This is a genomic window from Streptomyces sp. 11x1, assembly GCF_032598905.1.
Classification (GTDB): Bacteria; Actinomycetota; Actinomycetes; order Streptomycetales; family Streptomycetaceae; genus Streptomyces.
The window spans coordinates 2,832,700-2,855,882 of the sequence record NZ_CP122458.1; the positions used below are offsets into that span (position 1 = coordinate 2,832,700).

The 23,183-nt window shown below is 66.8% G+C and carries 21 protein-coding genes; 13 read left to right on the forward strand and 8 right to left on the reverse strand.

Annotated features, from left to right (window positions below; genetic code table 11):
• Nucleotides 1-68 precede the first annotated feature (68 nt).
• Genes P8T65_RS12290 through P8T65_RS12310 form a run of 5 tightly spaced genes read left to right on the forward strand, consistent with a single transcriptional unit; the run spans nucleotide 69 to nucleotide 6,297 of the window.
• Nucleotides 69-587 carry a hypothetical protein gene (locus P8T65_RS12290; RefSeq protein WP_316725426.1) on the forward strand — a complete coding sequence of 173 codons (519 nt, stop codon included), beginning with the start codon at nucleotides 69-71 and terminating at the stop codon, nucleotides 585-587.
• Nucleotides 587-2,116: a DUF4398 domain-containing protein gene (locus P8T65_RS12295; RefSeq protein ID WP_316725427.1), complete on the forward strand. Its 1,530-nt coding sequence runs from the start codon at nucleotides 587-589 to the stop codon at nucleotides 2,114-2,116. The genes P8T65_RS12290 and P8T65_RS12295 overlap by 1 nt, the downstream gene beginning before the upstream one ends.
• 32 nt (nucleotides 2,117-2,148) lie before the next feature.
• A complete protein-coding gene (gene mycP, locus P8T65_RS12300) occupies nucleotides 2,149-3,531 on the forward strand; it encodes a type VII secretion-associated serine protease mycosin (protein ID WP_316725428.1) in 1,383 nt (460 codons plus the stop codon).
• 54 nt (nucleotides 3,532-3,585) lie between these two features.
• Nucleotides 3,586-4,020: a hypothetical protein gene (locus P8T65_RS12305; RefSeq protein ID WP_316725429.1), complete on the forward strand. Its 435-nt coding sequence runs from the start codon at nucleotides 3,586-3,588 to the stop codon at nucleotides 4,018-4,020.
• 36 nt (nucleotides 4,021-4,056) lie between these two features.
• Nucleotides 4,057-6,297: a hypothetical protein gene (locus tag P8T65_RS12310; protein ID WP_316725430.1), complete on the forward strand. Its 2,241-nt coding sequence runs from the start codon at nucleotides 4,057-4,059 to the stop codon at nucleotides 6,295-6,297.
• A 206-nt stretch (nucleotides 6,298-6,503) separates the two neighbouring features.
• Here P8T65_RS12310 and P8T65_RS12315 read toward each other — a convergent pair whose 3' ends face one another.
• Entirely contained in the window at nucleotides 6,504-7,082 is a 579-nt protein-coding gene (locus tag P8T65_RS12315; RefSeq protein WP_316731562.1) for a transposase, read from the reverse strand.
• Nucleotides 7,083-8,168: 1,086 nt separating this feature from the next.
• On the opposite strand from P8T65_RS12315, the gene P8T65_RS12320 reads away from it, so the two are divergent.
• Complete coding sequence (locus tag P8T65_RS12320) at nucleotides 8,169-8,711, forward strand: winged helix-turn-helix domain-containing protein (RefSeq protein ID WP_316725431.1); 543 nt, start codon at nucleotides 8,169-8,171, stop codon at nucleotides 8,709-8,711.
• Nucleotides 8,708-9,238 carry a transposase gene (locus P8T65_RS12325; protein ID WP_399103057.1) on the forward strand — a complete coding sequence of 177 codons (531 nt, stop codon included), beginning with the start codon at nucleotides 8,708-8,710 and terminating at the stop codon, nucleotides 9,236-9,238. Before P8T65_RS12320 ends, P8T65_RS12325 begins: the two co-directional genes overlap by 4 nt.
• A gap of 176 nt (nucleotides 9,239-9,414) precedes the next feature.
• On the opposite strand, the gene P8T65_RS12330 is transcribed toward P8T65_RS12325, so the two are convergent.
• Both P8T65_RS12330 and P8T65_RS12335 read right to left on the reverse strand, forming a co-directional pair.
• Nucleotides 9,415-9,636, reverse strand: a complete 222-nt coding sequence (locus tag P8T65_RS12330) for a DUF397 domain-containing protein (RefSeq protein WP_316725433.1) — start codon at nucleotides 9,634-9,636, stop codon at nucleotides 9,415-9,417.
• Nucleotides 9,633-10,475, reverse strand: coding sequence for a helix-turn-helix transcriptional regulator (locus P8T65_RS12335; protein WP_316725434.1), 843 nt, complete (start codon nucleotides 10,473-10,475; stop codon nucleotides 9,633-9,635). The genes P8T65_RS12330 and P8T65_RS12335 overlap by 4 nt, the downstream gene beginning before the upstream one ends.
• 302 nt (nucleotides 10,476-10,777) lie before the next feature.
• On the opposite strand from P8T65_RS12335, the gene P8T65_RS12340 reads away from it, so the two are divergent.
• Both P8T65_RS12340 and P8T65_RS12345 read left to right on the forward strand, forming a co-directional pair.
• Nucleotides 10,778-10,996 carry a hypothetical protein gene (locus P8T65_RS12340; protein ID WP_316725435.1) on the forward strand — a complete coding sequence of 73 codons (219 nt, stop codon included), beginning with the start codon at nucleotides 10,778-10,780 and terminating at the stop codon, nucleotides 10,994-10,996.
• Complete coding sequence (locus P8T65_RS12345; protein WP_316725436.1) at nucleotides 10,993-11,706, forward strand: ATP-binding protein; 714 nt, start codon at nucleotides 10,993-10,995, stop codon at nucleotides 11,704-11,706. The genes P8T65_RS12340 and P8T65_RS12345 overlap by 4 nt, the downstream gene beginning before the upstream one ends.
• Before the next feature lie 63 nt (nucleotides 11,707-11,769).
• Here the strand turns inward: P8T65_RS12345 and P8T65_RS12350 are convergent, their stop codons facing one another.
• Entirely contained in the window at nucleotides 11,770-12,081 is a 312-nt protein-coding gene (locus P8T65_RS12350) for a WXG100 family type VII secretion target (RefSeq protein ID WP_316725437.1), read from the reverse strand.
• 19 nt (nucleotides 12,082-12,100) lie between these two features.
• Nucleotides 12,101-12,490, reverse strand: coding sequence for a WXG100 family type VII secretion target (locus P8T65_RS12355; RefSeq protein ID WP_230218148.1), 390 nt, complete (start codon nucleotides 12,488-12,490; stop codon nucleotides 12,101-12,103).
• Nucleotides 12,491-12,893: 403 nt separating this feature from the next.
• On the opposite strand from P8T65_RS12355, the gene P8T65_RS12360 reads away from it, so the two are divergent.
• A complete protein-coding gene (locus tag P8T65_RS12360; protein WP_316725438.1) occupies nucleotides 12,894-13,229 on the forward strand; it encodes a DUF397 domain-containing protein in 336 nt (111 codons plus the stop codon).
• Nucleotides 13,230-13,335: 106 nt separating this feature from the next.
• Here the strand turns inward: P8T65_RS12360 and mycP (P8T65_RS12365) are convergent, their stop codons facing one another.
• Nucleotides 13,336-14,580: a type VII secretion-associated serine protease mycosin gene (gene mycP / locus P8T65_RS12365; RefSeq protein ID WP_316725439.1), complete on the reverse strand. Its 1,245-nt coding sequence runs from the start codon at nucleotides 14,578-14,580 to the stop codon at nucleotides 13,336-13,338.
• 66 nt (nucleotides 14,581-14,646) lie between these two features.
• Nucleotides 14,647-16,185: a type VII secretion protein EccB gene (eccB, locus tag P8T65_RS12370; protein ID WP_316725440.1), complete on the reverse strand. Its 1,539-nt coding sequence runs from the start codon at nucleotides 16,183-16,185 to the stop codon at nucleotides 14,647-14,649.
• A gap of 175 nt (nucleotides 16,186-16,360) precedes the next feature.
• On the opposite strand from eccB, the gene eccE reads away from it, so the two are divergent.
• The 3 genes from eccE to P8T65_RS12385 all read left to right on the forward strand — a co-directional run bounded on the left by eccE (nucleotide 16,361) and on the right by P8T65_RS12385 (nucleotide 22,096).
• Nucleotides 16,361-17,695 (forward strand): type VII secretion protein EccE, encoded by a 1,335-nt coding sequence (gene eccE / locus P8T65_RS12375; RefSeq protein WP_316725441.1) that lies wholly within the window; start codon nucleotides 16,361-16,363, stop codon nucleotides 17,693-17,695.
• Nucleotides 17,695-18,474: a hypothetical protein gene (locus P8T65_RS12380; RefSeq protein WP_399098792.1), complete on the forward strand. Its 780-nt coding sequence runs from the start codon at nucleotides 17,695-17,697 to the stop codon at nucleotides 18,472-18,474. The genes eccE and P8T65_RS12380 overlap by 1 nt, the downstream gene beginning before the upstream one ends.
• Before the next feature lie 298 nt (nucleotides 18,475-18,772).
• A complete protein-coding gene (locus tag P8T65_RS12385; RefSeq protein WP_316725442.1) occupies nucleotides 18,773-22,096 on the forward strand; it encodes an SCO5717 family growth-regulating ATPase in 3,324 nt (1,107 codons plus the stop codon).
• A gap of 89 nt (nucleotides 22,097-22,185) precedes the next feature.
• Here the strand turns inward: P8T65_RS12385 and P8T65_RS12390 are convergent, their stop codons facing one another.
• Entirely contained in the window at nucleotides 22,186-23,148 is a 963-nt protein-coding gene (locus P8T65_RS12390; RefSeq protein ID WP_316725443.1) for a bifunctional riboflavin kinase/FAD synthetase, read from the reverse strand.
• Between the last annotated feature and the right edge of the window lie 35 nt (nucleotides 23,149-23,183).

Sequence of the window (23,183 nt, forward strand, 5' to 3'; positions counted from 1 at the left end):
GTGACCAACAGTGTTGCTTGAAGCCTTGGTTGACTTGAGCGATCGGGGAGAACGGGGAGGCGGCTGACGTGAGTTCGGACGGGGGCGGCAGCGATGGTGGGGGTGCTCCGGACACCGGCAAGTCCTTCGACAGCTTGTACGGCGTGAACCCTCAGATGGCGTTGGACATCCAGCACGACGCCATGAAGGACTTCAAGAAGCGTGTCGACGACCTGCTGATCGAGCTGGGCAGGTCCGAGGCCTCCCCCGACAAGGTCGGTCAGGACCGTCTCTCCCGTGCCCATCTGGGGTCCGCCGACTTCAAGGAAGCACAGTTCCTCTACGAGTCGTACGCCATCGTCCACGACGAGTTGGAGAACCTTTCCAAGGCCCTCAGCGCGCAGATCGAGGGGGTGGGGCTGGCCGTGCACGCGTCGCGCGTGGGCTTCGAGAACCTGGACGAGGACATCAAGGCGCGGATGCGGGAGGTCAACGCGGAGGTCGACAAGTACTACGACGTCGACCGGGATCCGTATGCCCGACGGCAGGCCGACCAACAACAGGGCGAGCAGGTCGCGGAGGTCACCGACGCCGAGAAGGGCCTGTGATGAGCGAGCAGCCCGCACGGAAGCAACCCACGCCCCAGCACACCGACTTCGAGTCCATGACCCACGCCCAACTGGTGGCCATGCTCAACTCGGCGAACTCCGAGAGCGCCTACGACCTTGCCGCAAAGCTCTCCAAGGCCGCCTCGACGATCACCAAGATCGGCGACGACCTCATGACGTACGTCAAGGGCCTGGAGTGGCAGGGCGAGGCCGGCGACACCTTCCGTGAGTGGGGCGGGCAGACGGCAAGCGCGACGCTCCACCTCGGGGAGTACGCCGAGGTGGCGTCCCGGTGGATGGGCATCGTCTCCCAGGCAATCGGGGAGGCAAAGGCGGTCATGCCGGACACCTCCGAGACCACGGCCGCGCAGGCGGACCTCCGCAACGCGGAGAAGTCCCTCGCCGCAGCCAAGGAACCCGGCGCCCGCAACGACCCCGACTCCCGAAAGCTGGCCCAGACCGCCCAGTCCGATGCGACGGCGGCGCAGGAGCGGATCGACGCGGCACGGTATGAGGCCGTGCAGCAGATGCGGAAGCTGGCGCAGGCCTATCAGCAGTCGGCTGCGCAGGTTAACAGGGTGGAGCCGCCTACGTTTTCGCCGCCGGGCAACCATCTGGGCGCAGGCTGGGTTGACACCAATCAGCAGTACATCTCTGGCCCGTCACAAGGCACCTCAGGCTCGTTCGGTTCCCCTTCCGCCTCTGCGGTGCCCGAACGCAGCCAAGTGTCACGGCCCGACAGCAGCCAGTCGTCCCTTCCTCTGCAGTCGGGCGAGCGCCGTATCGAGCGCTTCGAGCCCATCGGAATGGACCTCGACGGCCTGGTCAAACTCCCGGAGGCTTCGGGACCGAGCAGCCCGGTTACACCTGCGCCCGGTGGACCTCCAGCACGCTCTGAATCGACGCCTCACTTCCCATCGGGCATTGGCCTGCCATCTCTCAACGGTGGCGGGAGCGTGCAGAATCCGGTTACTGGACGTGGTCCGTCAGCCACCCGCGTGCCGTTCCAGGCCGTGCAGGGAAGCCCCAACGGTACTGCGACACGTATGCCACGCGAGAGCGGAATCCTTGGAGGGCGGCCTGTCCCACCCTCCTCCGGCCGAACAGGCGGCATCCCGCGCGGGACCGTCATCGGCGGTGACCCTGTGCAGGGCCGCGCACCCATGACCCGCGGAACCACTCCCGGTGTCCCAAGCGGCGGGAATATCAATTCAGGTCAGAACGGTGTGGTAGGAGGGCGCCGCCTCTCTTCGGAAACCGGTGGTCCTGTGGGCAACCGACCGGCTATGCCAGGTCGCACGGGCACGCGTCCCTTCACACCGGGCGGGTCAGGATTGGCGAATACACCCGGTACCACCGCTGCACTGCGCAATTCGACCTCATCAGGTACGGGAGCAGCGTCACCTTCCGCAGTGCCTTCCGGCTCACAGCGAGATCAACGGTCAGGCCAACGACCGGACTACCTCATTGAGGACGAGGAAACCTGGGCACACAACAACCGGCGCTCTCTTCCGCCGGTCGTGGATTGAGTTCCCTCCACTTCCACACTTCAGGAAGGCATATGCGCACCAGTGGTAAGCGAGCGCTGCAAGATGGCTCAGCGGTATCAATAGCCCTCGGCCTGTTGCTGGTGGGAATTGCCTCGACACCTGCCCATGCCGAATCAGTTCGGGATCGACAGTGGCATCTCGACGCGATGCACGCCGAGGAGATGTGGAAGACCAGTACGGGGCGGGGGATCACGGTCGCCGTCATCGACTCGGGAGTTGACGACTCGACAGCCGACCTCAAGGGTCAGGTGCTGGCGGGCAAGGACTACTCAGACCTTCCTGGCGACGAGCACACGGACCGTGATCGACACGGAACCGGTGTTGCAGCGCTCATCGCGGCTACCGGAGCACGCGGAACGGCCAGCGGCTCTTACGGCATCGCACCAGGAGCCAAGATCCTTCCCATTCGTATGCGCTACAGCACCGAGGACTACGGGAAGGTCGATGTAGGAGCCGAGTACTCCAGGAAGCTGTCGGAGGCAATCCGGTACGCGGCCGACTCGAAGGCGCAGATCATCAATATCTCCATGGCTCGGGCTGATTCCCCGGGCGCACAAAACGTCGGCACTCCGGCACTTGCCTCCGCCGTCAAGTACGCCCTGACCAAGGGAAAGCTGATCTTCGCTGGGGCTGGCAACAGCGGTGACACATCTAACTTCCTGCAATATCCAGCAGCGACGCCTGGCGTCGTAGCTGTTGCCGCGATCGACAAGAACGTCGAGCGGAGCACCTTTTCCCAGTGGGGGCCACAGATCGATGTTGCCGCTCCTGGCGAAGAGATGGTCCACGCATGCACTGGTGGCACACAGATCTGCAAGTCCGACGGAACGAGCGATGCCACCGCCATCGCCTCCGCATCCGCCGCCCTCATCTGGTCGAAGCACCCGACCTGGACGAACAACCAGGTCCTGCGAGTCCTGATCAACACGATGAAGGGCAACGAGAAGAAGTGGACGTGGAACAACGCCATCGGTTACGGCATTGTCCGTCCGCGCATCGCGCTGCAGAACCCTGGTGATCCCGGGCCTGCCGACGAGTACCCGCTCCCAGACCTGACCGCGGCAGCGTCCCCGTCGCCATCTCCCGAACCCTCGAAATCCAGCGGCTCCTCCAGCAATGACAAGAAGGACGACAAACCCACCGCAGCAGCGCCGCCCGCGGACGACAGCAACCCGGCTCTGTGGATCGCCCTTGGCGTCGGGGCCGCGGCACTCCTCGGTACAGCGGTCGCCGTGCCCGTGATTCGCGCGCGACGCCGACGTCCCGCGCCTCTCACCGTCCCCCCGCCTCCCATATACGCACCACAGCACCACTACCCACCCGACAGCCCCGTACAGAGTCATGGCACCGGCTCGCCGTCGGAAGGCCCGTCGAGTACAGGACGGCATTACTGAACATGCGGGGCAACGGCGGCCTGACAGTCAGCGAGTACCACGAGGGGATCAGCAATGTCGTTCGATGAAGCGTGGGGTCAAGCACGCACCGCCGCTACAGCTCGCCAGAGCAGCAGCATGCAGTTGAATCAGCTACCTCCCAGTGGGGGTGGCGGCGATGTAGCCGACCTCAAAACGAACTCGTCGGGCAAGGCTGTCGCGATCAGGATGCTGCAGGACGACATCCCCCGAGGCACGGAGAAGGCTGGACGGCATGCCGAGGAGAACTTGGACGCGACCGTCCGGGAGTTCTCGGACTGGGCGACCGGATCTGGGCTCAAGGACGCACACAAGGAGTGGGAACTTCAGGTCAAGAACCTGATGAACCGCCTCAAGGAAGATCGAGAAGCGCTACAAGGAACCAAGAGAGATTTCGAGTATCTCAATCTCGAAATCCGGAGCCAGATAGGCCAGTTGGATGCTGGGCGTGATCCGAGGCACAACAGTTAGAAATCGGGGAGAATCATGCTCACGTATCAAGACGTGGTGACCATCGGACTGGGCTTCTTGACCACCACCGCCAAGGACTGGGACGACATGGCCGGCGGCTTCGGGGAGTTGGAGTCGCTGTACGCGGCGAAGGTGGAGGGCGTCGCGACCGACGGAACCTGGGTCGGCGTCAGTGCTGGAGCCGCCGCCTCACGCTTCGCCGACACCCGCAAACAGTTCGCCAACGCCCAGGTCGAAGCCCGCGCCATCGCCTCACTGCTCCGCGACGCACATGAGCAGTTCTCCCGTTTGATCGGCCACGTCAAGGACACGGTCGAGGACGCCAAGAAGGCCGAGATGTCCGTCAACAGCAAGGGCGAGGCGGTCTACGACTTCAGCAAGCTCACCCCCATGCGGCACGACAACGAATACCCCAAGCTCGTCTCGCAGGCCAAAGAAGCCGAAACCTCGTGGACAAAGGCGATCAAAGACGCCGTGCAGGCCGTCGACGACGCCGACCAGGGCGTCAAGCTGGCTCTACGCGAAGCAGCCGGTGTCAAGAGTTGGTTCGAGCGGGCGTTTGACCAGGCCATGGGCCCTGGCGCGCACTCGTTCAACGGCTCCGCCGTCGGCGACGTCGAGGTCTACGAGGCCCGTGAGGCCAAGGAGTACGCGGACCAGATCCTGGCCGGAGAAAAGCCCGCCGACCTGGAGGAGTGGGAACGCCTGATGCGCGACAACTCCGGCGACAAGGCCTTCAGCCAGACCTATCTCAACTCCCTCGGGCCTGACAACACGCTGAAGCTCACCAACAAGATCAACGACCTGGCGTACTACGACGACACCCAGAACAAGAAGGCGTACCTCCATATCAATGGAGGCCTTTCCGACTCCCTGGCGACTGCTACTCGCGTCCCAGATTTCAGGGATGCCAACGGAAAGCAGCTGCGTTTCGGCACGAGCGAATACAACGAGGCGTTCAACAACTGGAAGAACACGGGAGACGCGCAGTTCTACAACAAGTGGACCGAGGCCCTGCACGAACACGGTGACGACAAATATGGCCTCAAAGCCGCAGAGGACAAGATCGACATGGCCAAGGGAGCGGACCAACAGGTTCGCGGCTACCAGAGCCTGGTCACACTCATGCAGCAGGGAAGCGGCTACTCGCCCCAGTTTGTCGCGGACGTCACCGACGACATGATCGCCATGGAGAAGAAGGACCCGGACATCTGGGACCTGTATGGGCAGTTCAGCGGCAAGAACGGAGACGGCTGGTTCGCGAACGATCCGGTCGACGGCGCGTTGAACACCATGTCGCGTGACCCGGAAGGCGCAGCCGGCTATCTCGATCCCGACACCCCCGCCGGTAAGGAACGCTTCGACTATCTTCTGGGCAACGGCGACGGAAGTCGCGACTGGAACGTCACGAACACAACAGAGTGGCGCGGCAACCTCGAGGTCACCACCAGCGACGTCGAGGACGGCGACAACCGCAAGGGGCTGGGCAATGCCCTGGTCGCTGCAGCCACCGGTGTCGACCCGTCACACCCGCAGAGTCCCGGCAACCACACCGAGGCAAATGATCGGGTCTTCAGAGAAGCGCTACAGGTTCTCTCCGGCCAGGGCGACGACATGCCTTCATCGCTACGCGATGACATGGCCAAGGTCATGGTCAACCACGGTGATGAGGTTTACATCGCCATGACCGATGTGGGCGGAAAGCGTGGAGACCCGCTCTATGCCCTGGATCCGGAAGAGGTAATGGCGATGACGACACAGATATCGAGAAGTCAGGATTCCTACGGAACCCTCCATGAAGGCATGAATTACGCGATCCTCAATGACATGCACGACACTTCCCGAGCCCCGGAAGACACGCTGGAATCCGCTGGATACGCGGTCGGATTCATGGAGGAAGCCCGCTACAACGCCTTGAAGGGAGACCAGCACGACTACACCTGGGACAAGGCGTGGAGTTACCACGTATCCGGTTCGGTGCTGAACTTTATCCCCGTCGCAGGTGATGTCCTGCAGCGCGGTGCAGACATGGCCACAACTGCCTGGATCATGGACGAGCAGCAACGCCAAGGGGAAGAACTGACGAGCGACAATCAGAAGACGTACGTAAGTCGTCGCAACCAGCTCAACGAACTTGCCGAACAATGGTATGCGATAAATTCATACTGGGCATTGAACGAAACTGGATACTCCCGTGAGGACGGCTTGTACAAGGAAATTGAAGCAGCAGCGAACCATGGAAACAGGCGTGCAGACGGAATTGCGGGTGATCAGTAGTGGGAACCTTGGGTAAGGGCACAGCCTTCCTTCTCGTCATGGGCCCCCTGGCAGTTGGCTGCAGCAGCAGTCTTAGTATTCCTGAAGAATTTTGCAATGTTCGGATTTCGCAATCCGCACTCTCACCTCTTCTGCCAGACGGCGAGGAAGTGAAAATACCTCAAGAGAACCCGGTGAACATGGGGCTACGGCACGTCTATTGCGATCTAAATGTAGACGGCGAGAGGGTCCTGGCCATAACTATCCGCCAAATCGATGACAATCTCCCTACGGAGGACTGGAAAAGGGCAACTAAGCAGTTCACGCACGCCTCCAGGCGCACAGTATCTTTCCCAGGCACTGCGGTCATCGGTTCTGACGGAGCATTGGCAACGGCAGTATGCGGCAGCCCCACGAAGTACGTCTATTTTGACGTCCGTTTCTTTGGTGACCGCGTCGAGAAAAATTCCCAGGGATATAAAAAACTTCAACGCTTCCTGGAGGACTTCGCCCCAGCCATAACAAAGGAAGCCAAATGTACTGATCGCTGACCTCATCCTCACGGTGGCTCGTCTGCCACCTTGGGGGCGGTGTCGATATCGCCAGCCATTTTGCAGACTGGGGAAGAAGCTGCCGCTGCACAACTTCGGGATTGCCAGGTACCGATCGCTGGCCTGGGTGGCGAGGGCCTTGTCGCGATGATTGTTGCGGCAACCAGTGCAGCCCTCGGTGTGCTCATTCCACTGGGCGCCGATCCGGCCGCTGCGCTCGGCCTCGATCAGCTCTTGCAGTATGCGCTCCGCGATCTGCGGACGAGCTCGTTACCCTCCGCTGTGCGCAGTGACTCCATCAGGCGGAGGTCGGAGTTGCGACAAGGCCATCGGGCACCCCCGGGGCTGAACTGGCCGTTCAACAGGGAGATTTACACTGTGGCTTGCCCGGTGCGGAGGGAGCGTAGGCGATCACCGGCTGCATGCCCGGCCCCGCCCCGCACACACACGGTGATCGCCTACGCGACTACGCGGAACACCATCGGCCGAACGGCTGGACCTTTTAGGAAGAAGAAGGACGACAATGCATTTCAGCGTGGTCGGAATCCTATTCTTCACCTTCGGGATTCTCTTCGCTTTCAATATCGCCAAAGGCGCCGAATGCGCCTTTCAAATCTATGCGCGGCTAAATCCAACCGTTGGGATTGCGACTCCGCAGACACTGCGCATCGTGGGCGGGTTTTGGATCCCGCTAGGAGCGTTCTTCATAATGGTTGGCTTCTTCAGGTAATTTGAGAACGTTCGAAGGCGCAGACGTTCATCTCACGGGGACACTGCGGCAACATTGGCTTGAATTACAAGATGCCACCCAGCGCGTGACTCGTCGGGCATTTTGATCCCGAGCGACATACTCCATTGGACTACTCTTCGGGATGCTCAAGGCAGGCATATGTTAGCCAGAGCGTAAAGCTGTGGTCATGTCCCCTGTAGTGGTGTAACCGTGCCGGGTTGATCGTCGGGTGGGTAAATCTTGTCCATGCTGCCTTCGGGGAGGTAGCGGCGGGGGAAGGCGATCCATTCGTCGTGCTCTACGTTCCTTCCTGGGTCCGCCCCAGCCGTTCGTAGGGTTGTGGCACCCAGGGGAACCGGGTGTGGCTGTCGTCGTGCTGCCGGTCGTGGCTCGAAATGCTTGGCCGCTCGGATCCCCACGACGACTCGGCCGCCGATTGGGAAGTGCGAATGTGTCGCTGTGTAGAGCAATGCCGGCGAAGTCGTCCGTGGTACGCGAGCCAGGAACGACCTGATGGAGTGCGATGAGCCGGATATGGGCGGGTACTCAGGTTGAACTCGTAGAGCCTGCGGGGTCGTGACGGTTCATGATCCCTGCGGTACGACGGGATCATGCGGTACGCACAGAGGGGCGGCTATACGCCCGCCGAGCAGGAGAAGCGGGAACAGCTGAGGCTGGAGGCGGCCGAGCGGTTCGAGCGCGGTGATGAGGCCAGGGTGATCGCGGCCGATCTGCGGGTCACGGAGCGGACGGTGCGGCGGTGGCGCAAGGTGTGGCGCGAGGGCGGGGGCGCGGCGCTGGAGTCGAAGGGGCCGGTGTCGCGGGAGCGGCTGTCGGTGCGGGAGTGGGACCGGCTGGAGGCGGAGCTGAAGCGTGGGCCGCTGGCCCACGGCTTCACCGATGACCAGCGGTGGACGCTGGGCCGGATCAAGACGCTGATCGGCAGGTTGTTCCACAAGGGCTACACGATCCAGGGGGTGGCCAAACTGCTGAAACGGCACGGCTGGTCCTGCCAGGTCCCGGTGCGCCACGCGATCGAGCGCGACGAGGCGGCCATCGAGATGTGGAAGGACGAGGTGTGGCCGCGGTTAAAAGGACAGCGGCGGACCTGGGCGCCTACATCTGCTTCGAGGACGAAGCGGGCCAGGGGCTGAGGCCGCCGAAAGGCCGCACCTGGGCACCGCGCGGAGCACGTCCGGTGGTGCGGGTGCGAGGTCGGGGAAACGGCCGGGTCAACATCGCCGGCGCCGTCTGCTACCGGCCAGGGAACCGCCCGCACTTCTTCTACCGGCTGCACGTCTACCACGGCCGCAGGGGCGAGCCGAAGACGTTCGCCTGGCACGAGTACCGCGACCTGATCATCGCCGCCCACCAGCAGCTGGGCGCCCCACTGGTGTGGTGCTGGGACAACCTCAACGTCCACCTCGCCAAGGAACTCGCCGCCTTCGCCGAGGAACACGCGGACTGGTTACGGATCTTCCAGATGCCGTCCTACGCACCGGAGTTGAACCCCGCCGAAGGCGTGTGGTCACTCCTCAAACGCGCCATCGCCAACTTCGTCGCCACCGACCTCAGCGGCCTCGTCCGCATCGTCAAACGCAAGCTGAAGAAGATCCAGTTCAGACCCCACCTGATCGACGGCTGCCTCGCCGGGACCGGCCTGATCATCGAACCTTGGTGATCACTCGGGCAGACACTACGAGTTCAACCTGAGTAAGTCATGCTGGGACAAGGCCATCGCGTCACCTCTCACCTCAACGAGCGTCTCTACTCGGAGAGTTGCGCGATGGCCGCCCCATGACCAGGGGTTACGCAGAGATCGCTGCTACACCACTCGGTGGGACACCATCAAAGCTGTCAGGCCATTTTGTCACTGGACCTGTTCTTCAGGCTGGCAACAAATGCAGCGAACGCACGTGAACCAACGGTAAATCCTCTCCGGCCAACACTTTTGGCGTCACGTACACCCACACGTTGTGCAGCATGTGAAACCTCCACGCACTCGTTGTCCGCCGCGCTGTAACTGCTCTTGAACCAATCCGCTGCCGCGAGTTGGTCGGTTATCGGTGTCTCGTTCATCGGTTGAGCTCCTGTCGTGCTTCGGCCAACAGCTGGAGGCTGGCCGACGTGTCGGCCGCTTGTGATCGCAGGTAGTCGAACATGAGCTTGTAGCTCTGCACATCGGTGGGGGCGTCGAGATAGAGCCCCCGTTTGTGGAGTTCCAGATAGACCACACTCACATTGCCGAGCGGGTCGCCTGTGTCGTCACGGCCGAGGATCAAGAAGTGACCGCCCGAGCCAGCCGCGTGGGCGCCTGCGGTGAACTGGAGAATCTGGATGTCCACGTTGGGGCGTTGCGCCATGGCGTACAGATGGTCGAGCTGTTCGGCCATCACGTCAACGCCGCCGACACGGCGCCGGAGGACCGCATCGTCCAGCACCACCCACAGGTGTAGCGCCGGGGTCCGCTCCAGAATCGCTTGGCGCTTGACGCGGGCGTCCACTTTGCTCGCGATGGCATCGGCCCCCGTTCGGACGTCCTGTGCCTCGTGCAGAGCGAGGGCGTAACGCGGTGTCTGAAGCAGTCCGGGCACCAGAGCGTTGGCGAAGACGTGTTCGTACTCGGCGACATCCTCAAAGGACATCAGTGGGTCCAGGACCTCTGGTACTGCCGGATGGTCCATCCACCAGCCGTTCTCCTGGTTGCGGACGAGCTGGATCAGCGTGTCCAGCTCGTCCGATGTGGCACCGCACGTATCGGCGATCGCTCTCACCGTCGGGATCCGGAGCTTCGCGCGGTCCTGCCACGTCTCGTACCGGTTGACGGTACCGACGGAAACCCCAGCATGCTTGGCCACTTCGGACTGTGTGAGGCGGGCTCGAGCTCGCAGCGCTTTCAGCCCGCGGGCGATCTGCATGCGGCCAGCAGGTCCCGCTGATCCTCGTACGGTCACCGTCTCGTCTCCTACTCGGCCGTCGTCGTCACCTGCCCTCGGACTGCGGAGCGCCAGGCAGAGCGTATGCGCTACCCGGAGCTCGCACCTCCCGCCCTGAGTTCACCTTGTCGAGGGAGAGTTGAGCCAATCGAGTATCGACCATTGAAATTCAATGGCAGCATACTCAACAGGCACGCTGCGTAGTGAAGCTGTCACCATGCGCGGTGGTTCGACGTGTGCGTGTACATCCGCCTTGCCAGCCGCACCTCATCAAGGGAGTGCTCATGCGACGACTGAATCCACTACCGAGCCAGTTCGGGGTTCCTCGCCCCGCAGCGCACCGTGGGCCTGCAGTCCCCACCGTCCGCTGCTGGTACGAACCCCTCGACGGCACCTCGCAAGCCCTCGCCCACCGCTACCTCGCCGCGTACGAGCACGAGGAGAAGGCAGGGGTCCAGCCGCTGCGCCGCGATATCCACACCCACCTGGGGACCGCGTCATGAACGACGAGGCGAAGCATGTACGGCTCCTGCCCTGGACCGGCTCCCACGGACAGCCCTGTCTCCTCCTCACCGACGGCGAGGGCACGGCCTCTCGCGTGGCCGACCGGATCGAGCGCACGCAGCTCGGACTCGCGGGCCGGCTTCTGGGGCGAGCGCGGGCCGTGTTGCCGGATCAGAGTGCGGATGGCAGTCAGTGGGCGCCGCTGGCAGGTCAGTTGACCGATGCGCTCCACGACGTGTTGCTCATCGCCGAGTCTCGTGGTGCTCGGCTCGGCGGGGGACTGGCTGAGCATCGACGCTTCGGCCGGATCGCCCTCCCCGGTAGCGATCTCACCTCCGCGTGCTTCGCCCGGCGTCACGTCCGTGACACGGCCGACACGTGGGGGCTGCCTCACAGCGTCATCGACGACCTGGAAACGATCGCCGGAGAGCTCGTCGCCAACGCTCTGGAGCACAGTGACAGCCACACGATTACCGTTGACTGTGGCCTCACCTCCCGCACCGCTGTTATCAGCGTGACGGACGAGGGTGGAGGGCCGACATCCGCGGCTCTGCCCACGTCGGCGGAACTGTTGGGGTTGGAGCAGGAACGCGGACGCGGGCTGCTGATCACCCAAGCGCTGGCCGTCCGGTGGGGAACGCTGCGGGACGGCGGCGAGCTGACGGTCTGGGCCGAGGTTCCCATGGAGTCTCCGGAGTCTGCCGGGTGACCTTCATCAGCACAACGGGGGAGGCAGCGTATTCCGCCGCCTCCCCCGCCCGTCAGCCGTGTGTCAGCCCATCAGCATGCGGATGCGCTTCGCGCCGTCCAGGTCCGTGCCCTGGTAGCCGACGACCGACCTGTCCAGCAGGGTGGCGATGAAGTTGAGCTTTTCCGTCATCGCCTGCATCTCGGTGGTGTTCTTGCGCTGGATGTCTCCGTACGCCGTCTTCGCCTCGCCCTCCCAGGTTTCGGCGACGCGCTTCACCTCCTGCATGAGGGCTTCGAGTTCCTGCGTGAGGTCAGTGGCTGTCTTGCGGACGTCACTCGCCGCCTGGGTGACCGTGGCGTAGTTGATCGCTGTGCGGTCGAAGCCTGTACTCATCGTGGGTCTCCTCCGTGGCTCAGGCGAGGCTGGTGATGCGGTTGGTGGTGTACGTCTGGCCTCCCATGCCGGCCTCGGCCTGGGCCTGGGACTCCGCGGAGTTGTCCACCTTCCGGATCTCCGCGATGCGCTCCTGCTCGTGGTCCTCGAACCCGTTGACGGCCATGCGCATGACGTCTTCCAGGTCGACGAGGTTGTCCTGGAGCTTCTTGAGGTGGACGTTCACCTCGCGCTGCACCCTGTCGTACTCCTGGCTCGCGGCGCCCTGCCAACCGCCCTGGATCATGTCCACGACCGTATTGAGTGACGTCACGCGACGGCTCACCTCGACGTGGAAGTTCTGGATCTTGTTGGCAAGCGCGATGAGTTGGTCGTTCTCGCGTTTCTGGTCCGCCGTGATGTCACTCACAGGTTCTCCACCCTCCTCTTGAAGTAACGGCGGCACCGACCGCCGCGACGCGTCCATCGAGGCCCGACGCCCACATGCCAGGCGGGCAAGAATCACCGTGATTGCCACGCGTCGCGCGGCCACAGCGTTACACCGCCCCCGTGTCGTACCACCCATGTGATACCGCATACCACTCTAGTCACTTGACGGGACGCTTCCAACTGCAAAGCCGCAACAGGGCAGTTCAAGGGCTGAGCAACTATCGGGACAAGAGCGGCACGAGAAATTCGGGTGCGAGCGGGCGGTGACGCAGGCATCGCTCCATGTGACACGTCGCTGTTGGGTCAGTCGGTCACGGAGTTGCCACCACACAAGTACTGTGAGTGCGTAGCTCGTTCGTACGTCGGGAAGGAACCGCGCCATCATGGCCGATGGGCTGGACAGGGATGCCGAGAAGGCACTCAAGGAACGCAAAGAGCGCGAGAAGGACGAGCTGTACGCACTCGACATCTCGGGGGTGGAGTGGCACAGCGCGCCCGGCACCGAGGAGCACGAGGAGCGGGTGGAGATCGCGTACCTGCCCGAGGGTGCCGTGGCCATGAGGTCGTCGCTCGATCCGGACACGGTGCTGCGGTACACCGAGGCCGAGTGGCGGGCCTTCGTCCTCGGAGCGCGGGACGGGGAGTTCGACCTGGAACCGGCGCCTCACAACGGTGGTCGTGACGGCGGCCTCGACCAGGACGTCGACGCCCCCCGGTGAGAGTGCGTCAGTGGCTGGAGTGCGGGACGGGTGCCCGGCCTGACGGCCGCCGCGCGGTGCGCCGGGCCCCGAGGTGAGCGGAGAAGGCGGGGCCCGAAGTTCGTGCTCAGGCGCCCCCTCCGCGCCTCCGACGGCGCAGATCACGTAGCACGACCGCCGTGCCCGTGATGACCGTGACCACGGCCGCGGTGAGACCGAGGGCGTACGTGGCGTAGCGCTCGTCGCGTTCGTGTGGGGTCTCGGCGAGGGAGAAGCGGGCGGTGTCGGGGGCTGCGGGCTTTGACACCCCGGGGTCCGGGGTCGGTGACGAGGGTGGGTCCTCGAGATCGGAGTCCTGGACTGCGCGGACCGGGTCCACGACCCCCCAGCCGACGAAGTTGTCGTGACCGTTGACGGAGCGTTCGGCCGTCTGCTCGATCTGGGTCACGATCTGGGCGGCCGACCAGTCCTCGTGCTTCTCCTTCAGGAGCGCGGCAACGCCGGCGACGAACGGGGCGGAGAAACTGGTGCCGTTGTCCGTGCACTGGCCGCCGCCCGGGACCGTGGACACGATGTCGACGCCGGGGGCCGCGACGCCCACGAACTCGCCCGCCTGTGAGAAGGAGGCTCGTTCGTTGTTCCGGTCGGAGGACGCCACCGCGAGGACGCCGGGGAAAGCCGCCGGGTAGGTGTTCTTGTATGTGCCGTCGAGGCCGTCGTTTCCCGCGGAGGCGACCACGACGACGTTCTGGGCGATGGCGGCGCGTACCGCCTGAGCGAGCCTGGACGTGCCGGACAGGGGTTTCGTCGTGTCCTGGGAGATGTTGATGACGTCAGCCCCCTGCGACACGGCGTAGGTGATCGCCTCCGCCATGGAGTCCGAGTCGCCGCTGTTCTCGGCGTCGTTCTGACGGATCGGGATGATCGTGGCGTTGGGGGCCAGGCCCACGAAGCCCGTGTCGTCGTGCGGCCGGGCGGCGATGATGCCCGCGACCTTCGTCCCGTGTCCCTCCCGGTCGTTCGTGGGATCGGCGCCCTTGCCCGCGGTCAGGAAGTCGCGTCCGGCCGCCTTGTCGACCGCCGTCTTCAACTGTGGGTTCCTGTCGTCGACTCCGGTGTCGATGACCGCGATCCGAATGCCCTTGCCCTTGTCCGTACCCTGCCAGAGTTCGTCGAGGAGCACCCGCTGCAGTGCCCAGGGGGTGCCCTTGACCGGCTTGGCGGGGAAGGTGCACTCACCGCTGCCGTCCAGCCGCACGGGCACACGTGCATCGGCGGAGACGTCGACTCCGGTTTCAGGCGGTGCGGTGCTCAGCACAGCCAACAGCGCGGCCGCGGCCGCTGCCGGCAGCGATTTCTTCTTCGGCGACACCTGTACGTCGCTCCCGTCCTTCTGTCGTGTGAAGCCGTGGCAGAGGTGGTGGGCCGGCGCCCGTCCTCACGAACCCTGTGGCTGTCGCGCGCTGTTGGTGTCGAGGCGGGGGCCCTTGGCCAGGAACTCCGACCAGACCAGCGGGACCTTGGCCGGCCGGACGTTCTCGTAGCCGAGCTTCACCTGGGCCTCGCTCAGCTCCGGCGTCCCGTCCGACGTCTTCTGCTTGCCGTCCGTGCCGACGCCGGACTGCTCGCTGTCGCTGTCGCCGTTCGCCTGGACGGCGTACCGCAGGCCGGTGTCCGTCACGAGGAAGAGTGATCCCGAGTCGGTGTCGGTGCCCTGGATCTGGGTGTAGAGCAGTCCCGTTCCGGGAGTGACGTACGTGCTCGCGCCGCCTGCGGCGATCTCGGCAGGGTACTCGCTGCCCGCCCAGGTGCTGAGCGTCGTGTCGTTGTCGTCGTCCACATCGCGCAGAACGCTGCAGACGGTGTTGCGGCCCGATTCCGCGGAGGCGGAGTTGACCATGGAGGCGCGCCGTGCCGGCCAGTTCGCCGGCTGTCCGGCGAAGGGGCTGCTGTCGGCGGTGAAGTCCTGGAGGCCCACTTTGGCGGCCTCACCGTTCATGTTGAGGACGCCGGTCCGGGGCGAGGTGATCAGCAGCCAGGCGGTGAACTCGCTGACGGGCCTCACTTCGCCCGGCAGCACGACGTAGTACTTCTTGCCTTCGCCCGTCTCCGTCTCGAGTACCATGCCGACCCGGTTCTCGTCGTCCGAGAGCTGGCCCGGGACTCCGGCCGGAGAGCCGACACCTGCGGGGAGCTCGGGGAACGCGATCGGGTCGCCCTTGTGCAGGGTGTCGATCCACTCCTGCGTGACGAGCTGCGGCTGCTTGGAGCCCACGAGCGCGTCCGTCAGCTTCCGGTCGTCCTCTTCGGTGGCCGCCCCCGCGACGGGGTACGCCTTCCCGGCGGCGTCCACCAGATAGCGTTCCCCGGTACGGGTCTTGACGTACAGGACCTCGCCGCCGGAAAGGCGTTCGGAGCCGTCCGTCTTCTTCACGTCCCGGTCGGCCAGGACGAACGTCGCCTCCTGAACCGTGCTTCCCTTGCCGCCGGGCTGCTCGCAGACCGCCCACCGTTTGGCCACGCCCGCCTCGTCGGCCGTCGGCAGCCGGTCCGGCGCGTAGGGGATGCCAAGGATCGGACCGCGAGGCGGCTTGCCCGAGTCGAGGATCTCGTCACTGATCTGGACGACCTGGTAGTCGGCGCCGTTCATGAGCAGACGGGCGGAGGCCAGATTGAGAACCGGGTGCAGGCGGGTGGCCCCGTCCGTCTTGAGGACTACGTAGCGCGTCGTGGACTGCTTTCCCACGATGACCCGGGTGCCCGGCTGGTTCCAACCCTTGGGCGCGGTCGGCTGGAACATGCCCCAGGCACCGAAGACGCCCAGGACGAGGGCGCCTGCGATCAAGCTGGGTACGACGGCCCGCAACGGCTTGGGAGCGCCTTCTTCCGAACCCCAGGGGGACGGCTGGAGAAAGGCGGCCAGAGTGCGTCGCTTCGCGAACGTGTAGGCGTTGAGTTCGTCCCGCCGTGATGCCATGAGTGCCTGTTTCTCCCCGTACTGCGCCCCGGGGGCAACGCCCCCGCACTCCGCTGTCAGACCCGCCCCTACTATGCCTGTTGCGCCACTGCGCACGTGGGGCGGGTAGGGTTCGTTCCCCATCGAGGCCGCTGTCGAGTGGGGCGTTTCAGGTGACTACGGGGGGTTTGCAGCAATGGCTTCCGCACGCCGGACGCGATCACGATCGCGTACAGAAGCGGTCGACCCGCGTTCTGCTCCTTCCGCCGTTTCCCCGGCCCCGCCCGCGGTGACGACGTTCGCTCCCGGTCCCTTCGCACCGCATCTCAAGGCGGGTTCCGGGCACTTCGGCGCATTCCGGTTTCGGCAGGTCCTCCTCGTCGAAGCAGCCGCCGCCGTTCTGCTCGTCGGCTGGGCGGTGCACCCCCTCGTTCTCGTGCCCGCGGCCCTCGTCGCGAGCCTGCTGGTGCTGCTCGCAGTGGTACGTCGCCGGGGGCGCTCTCTGCCCGAATGGCTGGCCACGGCAAGGGCGTTGAAGGCACGGCAGCGAAAGGCAGCCGAGACTGTGATACCGCCCGGGACCGAGCCGGGGCTCGCGCCCGCGGTGGAGTGCGACCCGACGCTGCGGAGCTACACCTACCGCGGGCGGGACCGGCGTGCCGTCGGGGTCATCGGGGACGGCACGTTCGTCAGTGCCGTGTTGCAGGTCGAGGCGGACGCCACGGCGCTTCGGGCGGACAGGAGCCGGCAGCCGTTGCCGCTGGGCCTGGTGCGGGACTCGCTGGAGGTCGACGGGATCCGGTTGGAGGGGGCGCAGATCGTGCTGCACACCCAGCCGGCGCCCGCGATCCAGTTGCCCCAGCAGTCGGTGGCCGTGAGCAACTACGCGCCGCTGCAGGCCCAGACGGGTACGCCGGCCATCCGGATCACCTGGATCGCGCTGAAGCTCGATCCGGAGCTGTGCCCGGAAGCCGTGGCCGCGCGCGGGGGCGGTCTCCTCGGGGCACAGAAGTGCGTGGTGCGGGTCGCGGACCATCTGGCCAGTCGGCTCACCGGGTCCGGATTCCGTACGACCGTGCTCGACGAGCAGGAGCTGATAGCCGCCGTCGCCACCTCAGCTTGCGCCAACCCCCTGGTGACGGCCGAGGCGGGGCGTACGGAGACACCGCAGCGACGGACCGAGGAGTCCGGGCGCAACTGGCGGTGCGACAACCGTCGGCACACCACCTACTGGGTGCGGCGATGGCCGCAGTTGGGTGGCCGGGGTTCCTCCCTTCCGCAGCTCGTGGGACAGCTGACAGCCCTGCCCGCACTCGCCACCACGTTCAGTCTGACCGTGGCACGCGGAGTGCGACAGGAGGTGACGGTCGCCGGACACGTTCGGGTGACGGGGCGCAGCGACGACGAACTCGTCGCGGCCCGGCGCGCGTTGGAGCACGCGGCCCGACAGGCCGGGACCGGGCTCGCGCGGCTCGATCGTGAACAGGTACCGGGCGTCCTCGCCACGCTGCCCCTGGGAGGTGTTCGGTGATGACCATGACCGGTACGGGCCCCCACGCACCTGGTTCCACCGCTCCTGAACCTTCCATGGGTGAGCGGATGCGGGAGCGACTGCGTTCCGGGTTCGGGCTGATCGGGCCGCGGCACGGACGGCACGCGCTGTCGGTCGAGCAGTTCGACTCGCTCGCACTGCCCGTCGGGGACGACGGCGTCGTCATCGGCGTCGACGCCGAGAGCCGACCCGCCGTCCTCGGGATCAACCGACCCACCCCCTATGACGTCGTCCTGATCGGTGGACTGTGGACCGCCCAGGTGCTCGCGCTGCGCGCGGCGGCCACCGGGGCGCGGGTCGCTGTGGAGACTGGGCGCGCGCAGTCCTGGATGCAGTTGGTGCACGCGATGGGCGGCGGCCAGAACGGTCTGGCCGTGTACGACGTCGGGCGGGTGCCGCCGCAGGGTGCGTCAGCCGCCGGTCCCGTGCTGGTGGTGCGTGATTGCGGTATGCGGCCGCCGCGCGGTCGGGTCGTCGCCGGGCCCTGGCAGTCCGTACTCACGCTGTTGCCTTACCTCAGCCCGGTGGCTCCGCGGCTCATCAGACGGGCCCGTCTGGTCGGAGTGCAGCGGGTCTCGCCCGACGAGGCGGCGGAGTTGGGGCGCACCATGGCTCTGCCCCGGGCAGACGTCGAGTCGTTGCCCTCGCTCGCCGACGGTGTCACTCTCTGGAGTGCCGACCGTGACCGGCAGTACGTGATGACCCAGCCGACCGACGCCGAGATCGGATTGCTGGGTACGCCCCGGCGGATGGACTGACGGATACGACCGCCTCGGGGTACCGGTCCCGTAACCCTTCGCCCCCTTCTTCTTTCGAGCTGTTCACCTGCAATGACCGATTTGTTGACACTCGTTGGGGATATGTGTGCCATCTCAGGGCAGGGCGTGACGGAGCGGGCAGGCACGGAGGGGTGGACTGGCCTGCCGTCATGGCGCTTGTGGTGATTAGGCTGGGACCGGGGGCGCACATCACGACGTCACGACGACACGGCTCGAACGACCAGAACGGTCGGCCCCGGCACGGCTTTGAGGGTGCTCGACCACACCAGGAGGAATTGTGAACAGCGATCGGGACGGGATCCGCGGGGGCTGGGCCACACCCGGCGATGACCAGTCCGACGCGGAGTCCGCCGTCGAGGCGACGGGCGAGTTCACCATCGACTACGCGCCGCCTGCCTGGTACACGCAGAACGCTTCTTCGCAGGGGGCCGGTTCGGAATCGGAATCGGGGTCGAGTTCGGGTGCGGCTGCGAACGCTGACAGGGGGGTGGGCGCGGGGAGCATGCCGTCCGCCGGCGGGGCCGTGACGCCTCCGCCCGCGCCGCCGGTCGGTCCGCCTGTCGACACGTCCGGTGCGCCGGTTGGCGCTTCGGGTGGCACGTTGCCGCCGCCCTGGCCCCCGGTGGCCGCCGCCCCCGAGGCCGGCGGCCAAGGTGCGGACATCGAGAGTGGCGCGACCATGCGCATTTCCGCTACCGCGTTGAAGCGTGAGATCGCGGACGTGGCCGCGCCCACGGGTGCCTCCGGCGACCCTGCGGGTGCGGCTTCGGGTGCGAGCGAAGACAGTGGCGCCGCCTCCGCTGCCGCTGAGATCGTCGAGACGTCGGGGGATGCCGCCCCATCCGGCGAGGGTCACGGCTCGGCGAGCGGCCACGGTCAGCACGGCGAGGGAAGTGGCAGCGCCGAGGGTTCTGCCGCCGAGGTGGCGTCTGGCTCTGCCGATGCTGCTGAGGGCGAGCAGTCCGGTGGCGTCGCGGCCTCCGAGGACGTCTCCGCAAGCGTCACCGATGCGGCCGAGCCGGTGGGTTCGGGATCTCAGGACGCCGTTGCGCAGACTGCCGGTCCGCAGGAACCGTCCACTCAGGGCTCAGACCCCCAGGAGCCGTCCACCCAGGGCCCGGATTCGCAGGACAGTCCCGCCCCCGGCGCCGTCCCACAGGGAGCTCCCACCGAGGGCATCGCTCCGCAGGGCGCGGCTCAGCTGGACGCGACTCCGCAGAATGCCCTTCCTGAGGATCCCGCCCCGCAGGACGCCGCTCCCGACGCCCCCGATTCCTCTCCCGGCGCCGAGCCCCGGGCCACCGCTTCTCAGGAGTCCGCTCCCGAAGCCATCGCGCCTCAGGCCACCCCGCCCCAGGACCTCCCGCCGCAGCCCGGCACTCCTCAGGCTGCCCCGTCCCCCGCAGCCGCTCCCGGCGCGGCCCCCACCGCCGTACCGCAGGCGCCTCCCGCCTGGACGCCTCCGCCGCCGCAGAGTGGACTTCCGCCGTTGCCGCCCGCGTTTCAGCTCGCTGACGCCCAGGCTCCCGCCCCCGCGGCGCCCTGGCCCCCGTCCGCCCCGCAGGCGCCGACCACACCTGCGGTTCCCGAAAGGCCCGACGGGCAGCAGTCGGCGGCCGCGCCGAGGGAGCCGTCCGTGCCGCCTCAGCAGCCGTTCCACCCGCAGGCCCCTCAGGGCGCGCCCTCCGCCTGGGGCAGCCCCGTCGACGCCGCGTCCCACGCCGCCGCCCCCAGCGCACCCGTGCCGCCCGCCGACGCCTCCGCTGCGCCGACCCCAGCACCCGGTCCGACGCCTCCGCAGGAGCCCGGCGCCTCCTCCCCCGCCGGTTACGGCTTCCCGCCCGCGGGCGGGCCCGTGCCGCCGCAGGCACCCATCCCCCAGCAGAGCGGCTACGGCTTCCCCCAGCCTCCGGCCCAACCAGGCCAGCCGCCACAAGCGGGCCAGCCGGGACCGGTCCAGCCGGAGCAGCAGGGGGCCCCCGGCGGCGCACCCGTTCCTCCGCAGCAGGGCTACGGCTTTCCTCAGCAGGCGGGGCAGCCCGGCCCCCAGTACCCCCCGGCGCCCCAGCCCGGCTACGGGTTCCCGCCCGCCGCCGCTCCGGGTGCCCCGGCGCCGACCCCTCCGGGTCAGCCCAACTCCCCTGCGCCTCAGGCCGGTTACGGGTTCCCCCAGCCCCCCGCCCAGCCGGGACACCCGGGCCACCCCGGTCAACCCCAGCCTTCCCAGTCCCCCTTCCCCGGATACCCAGGACAGCCCGGAGAGGCCGGTCAGCCCGGGCACCCCGGCGGGCAGCCCCAGCCCCCCGCCCCCGTCGACCCCCGCACCGGCGCCGCCTGGCCGCAGGCCGTGCAGCACGATCAGCGGCAGCCGACCAACCCGGGTGTGGCACCGCTCGGTTACACGGCCGCGGTCGAGCTGTCGTCGGACCGGCTGCTGAACAGCAAGAAGCAGAAGCAGAAGAGCAGCCGTCCGGCCTCGGGCGGCGGGCTGTTCAAGCTGGGCGGCAAGAAGGAGGAGGCCGAGCGGCAGCGGAAGCTGGAGCTGATCAGGACGCCGGTGCTGTCCTGCTACCGCATCGCGGTCATCAGCCTCAAGGGTGGCGTGGGCAAGACGACGACCACCACGGCCCTCGGTTCGACCCTCGCCACCGAGCGGCAGGACAAGATCCTCGCGATCGACGCCAACCCGGACGCCGGCACGCTCGGCCGTCGGGTGCGGCGCGAGACCGGGGCCACCATCCGCGACCTCGTCCAGGCGATCCCGTACCTCAACTCGTACATGGACATCCGGCGGTTCACCTCGCAGGCGGCCTCCGGTCTGGAGATCATCGCCAACGACGTGGACCCCGCCGTCTCCACCACGTTCAACGACGAGGACTACCGGCGGGCGATCGACATCCTCGGCAAGCAGTACCCGATCATCCTCACCGACTCGGGCACCGGCCTCCTCTACAGCGCGATGCGCGGGGTGCTCGACCTCGCCGACCAGCTGATCATCATCTCGACGCCGTCCGTGGACGGTGCGAGCAGCGCCAGTACGACACTGGACTGGCTCTCCGCGCACGGGTACCAGGATCTCGTGGCACGCTCCATCACGGTCATCTCGGGCGTGCGCGAGACCGGCAAGATGATCAAGGTGGAGGACATCGTCTCCCACTTCGAGACGCGCTGCCGGGGCGTCGTGGTCGTGCCGTTCGACGAACACCTCTCCGCAGGCGCCGAGTTGGACCTCGACATGATGCGGCCGAAGGTGCGGGAGGCGTACTTCACGCTCGCCGCGATGGTCGCCGAGGACATCGCCCGGCACCAGCAGTCGCACGGCCTGTGGACGTCGGACGGCAACCCGCCGCCGGTCGTCGCCCCGCCGATGCCGGGCCAGCAGGCGCCGGGCCAGCAGACGCCCGGTCAGCAGCCGTACGCGCCGCAGTACCCGCAGCATCCACAGCAGGGGCAGCAGCCGTATCCCGGTCAGCCCTATCCGGGTCAGCCGGCTCCCGGACAGGCCCCGCAGCCCTACGGCCACCCCGGCCAGCCCGCCCCCGGGCAGCCGTATCCGCCGCAGCAGGGTCAACCGCACCCTCCCGCCCCACCCCAGCAGTAGCCGGGCGCCGCACGGCGGCACGACCGAGGCCCGTACCGTTCACGGATCGTGAACGGTACGGGCCTCGGTCCATCTCCAGGTCTCGGCGGCTACTTCGCCTCGTCGCCCTCGTACGCGCCGATCAGCTCCCGGCACCGCTTCACGTCCTCGCCCATCGCCACGAGGAGCGCGTCCAGCGAGTCGAACTTCGCCTGGCCGCGCACGAAGGAGAGGAAGTCGACGGCGACATGGAGGCCGTAGAGGTCGAGGCCGACGCGGTCGATGGCGTACGCCTCGACCGTGCGTTCGGTGCCGTCGAACTGCGGGTTGGTGCCGACCGAGATCGCGGCGGGCATGGCCTCGCCTGCGGCGTGCAGCCAGCCGGCGTAGACACCGTCGGCGGGGATCGCGGTGTGCGGGAGGGTCTCGACGTTGGCCGTGGGGAAGCCCAGCTCGCGGCCGCGCTGGGCGCCGCGTACGACGACACCCTCGACGCGGTGGGGGCGGCCGAGGATCTCGCACGCACCCTCGACATCGCCCTCGGTCACCAGCCGCCGGGTCAGGGTCGAGGAGAACGGCCGTCCGCCGCCCGCCTCGCCGGTGACGAACAGATCGACCACCTCGACGTCGAAGTCGTACGTCTTGCCCTGCTCGGCCAGGAACGCCACGTCCCCGGCGGCCTTGTGGCCGAAGCGGAAGTTGGGGCCCTCGACGACGAACTTGGCGTGCAGCTTGTCGACCAGCACCTTGACGACGAAGTCGGCCGGCGACAGCCGCGAGAACTCGGTCGTGAAGGGCAGGATCAGGACCGCGTCCACGCCCAGCTCGGCCATCAGTTCGGCACGGCGGTGGTGCGGGGCGAGCAGCGGAGGATGCGTACCGGGGCGCACGACCTCGCTGGGGTGCGGGTCGAAGGTGACGGCGACGGAGGGAACGCCCAGCTCACGCGCGCATTCCACGGCGTGCCGGAGGATCAGCTGGTGCCCGCGGTGCACCCCGTCGTAGGAGCCGATGGTGACGACGCTGCGCCCCCAGTCCTCGGGGATGTCCTCCAAGCCACGCCAGCGCTGCACTGTGACCGCTCCTCGTCGAACCCGTGTCCGTATTG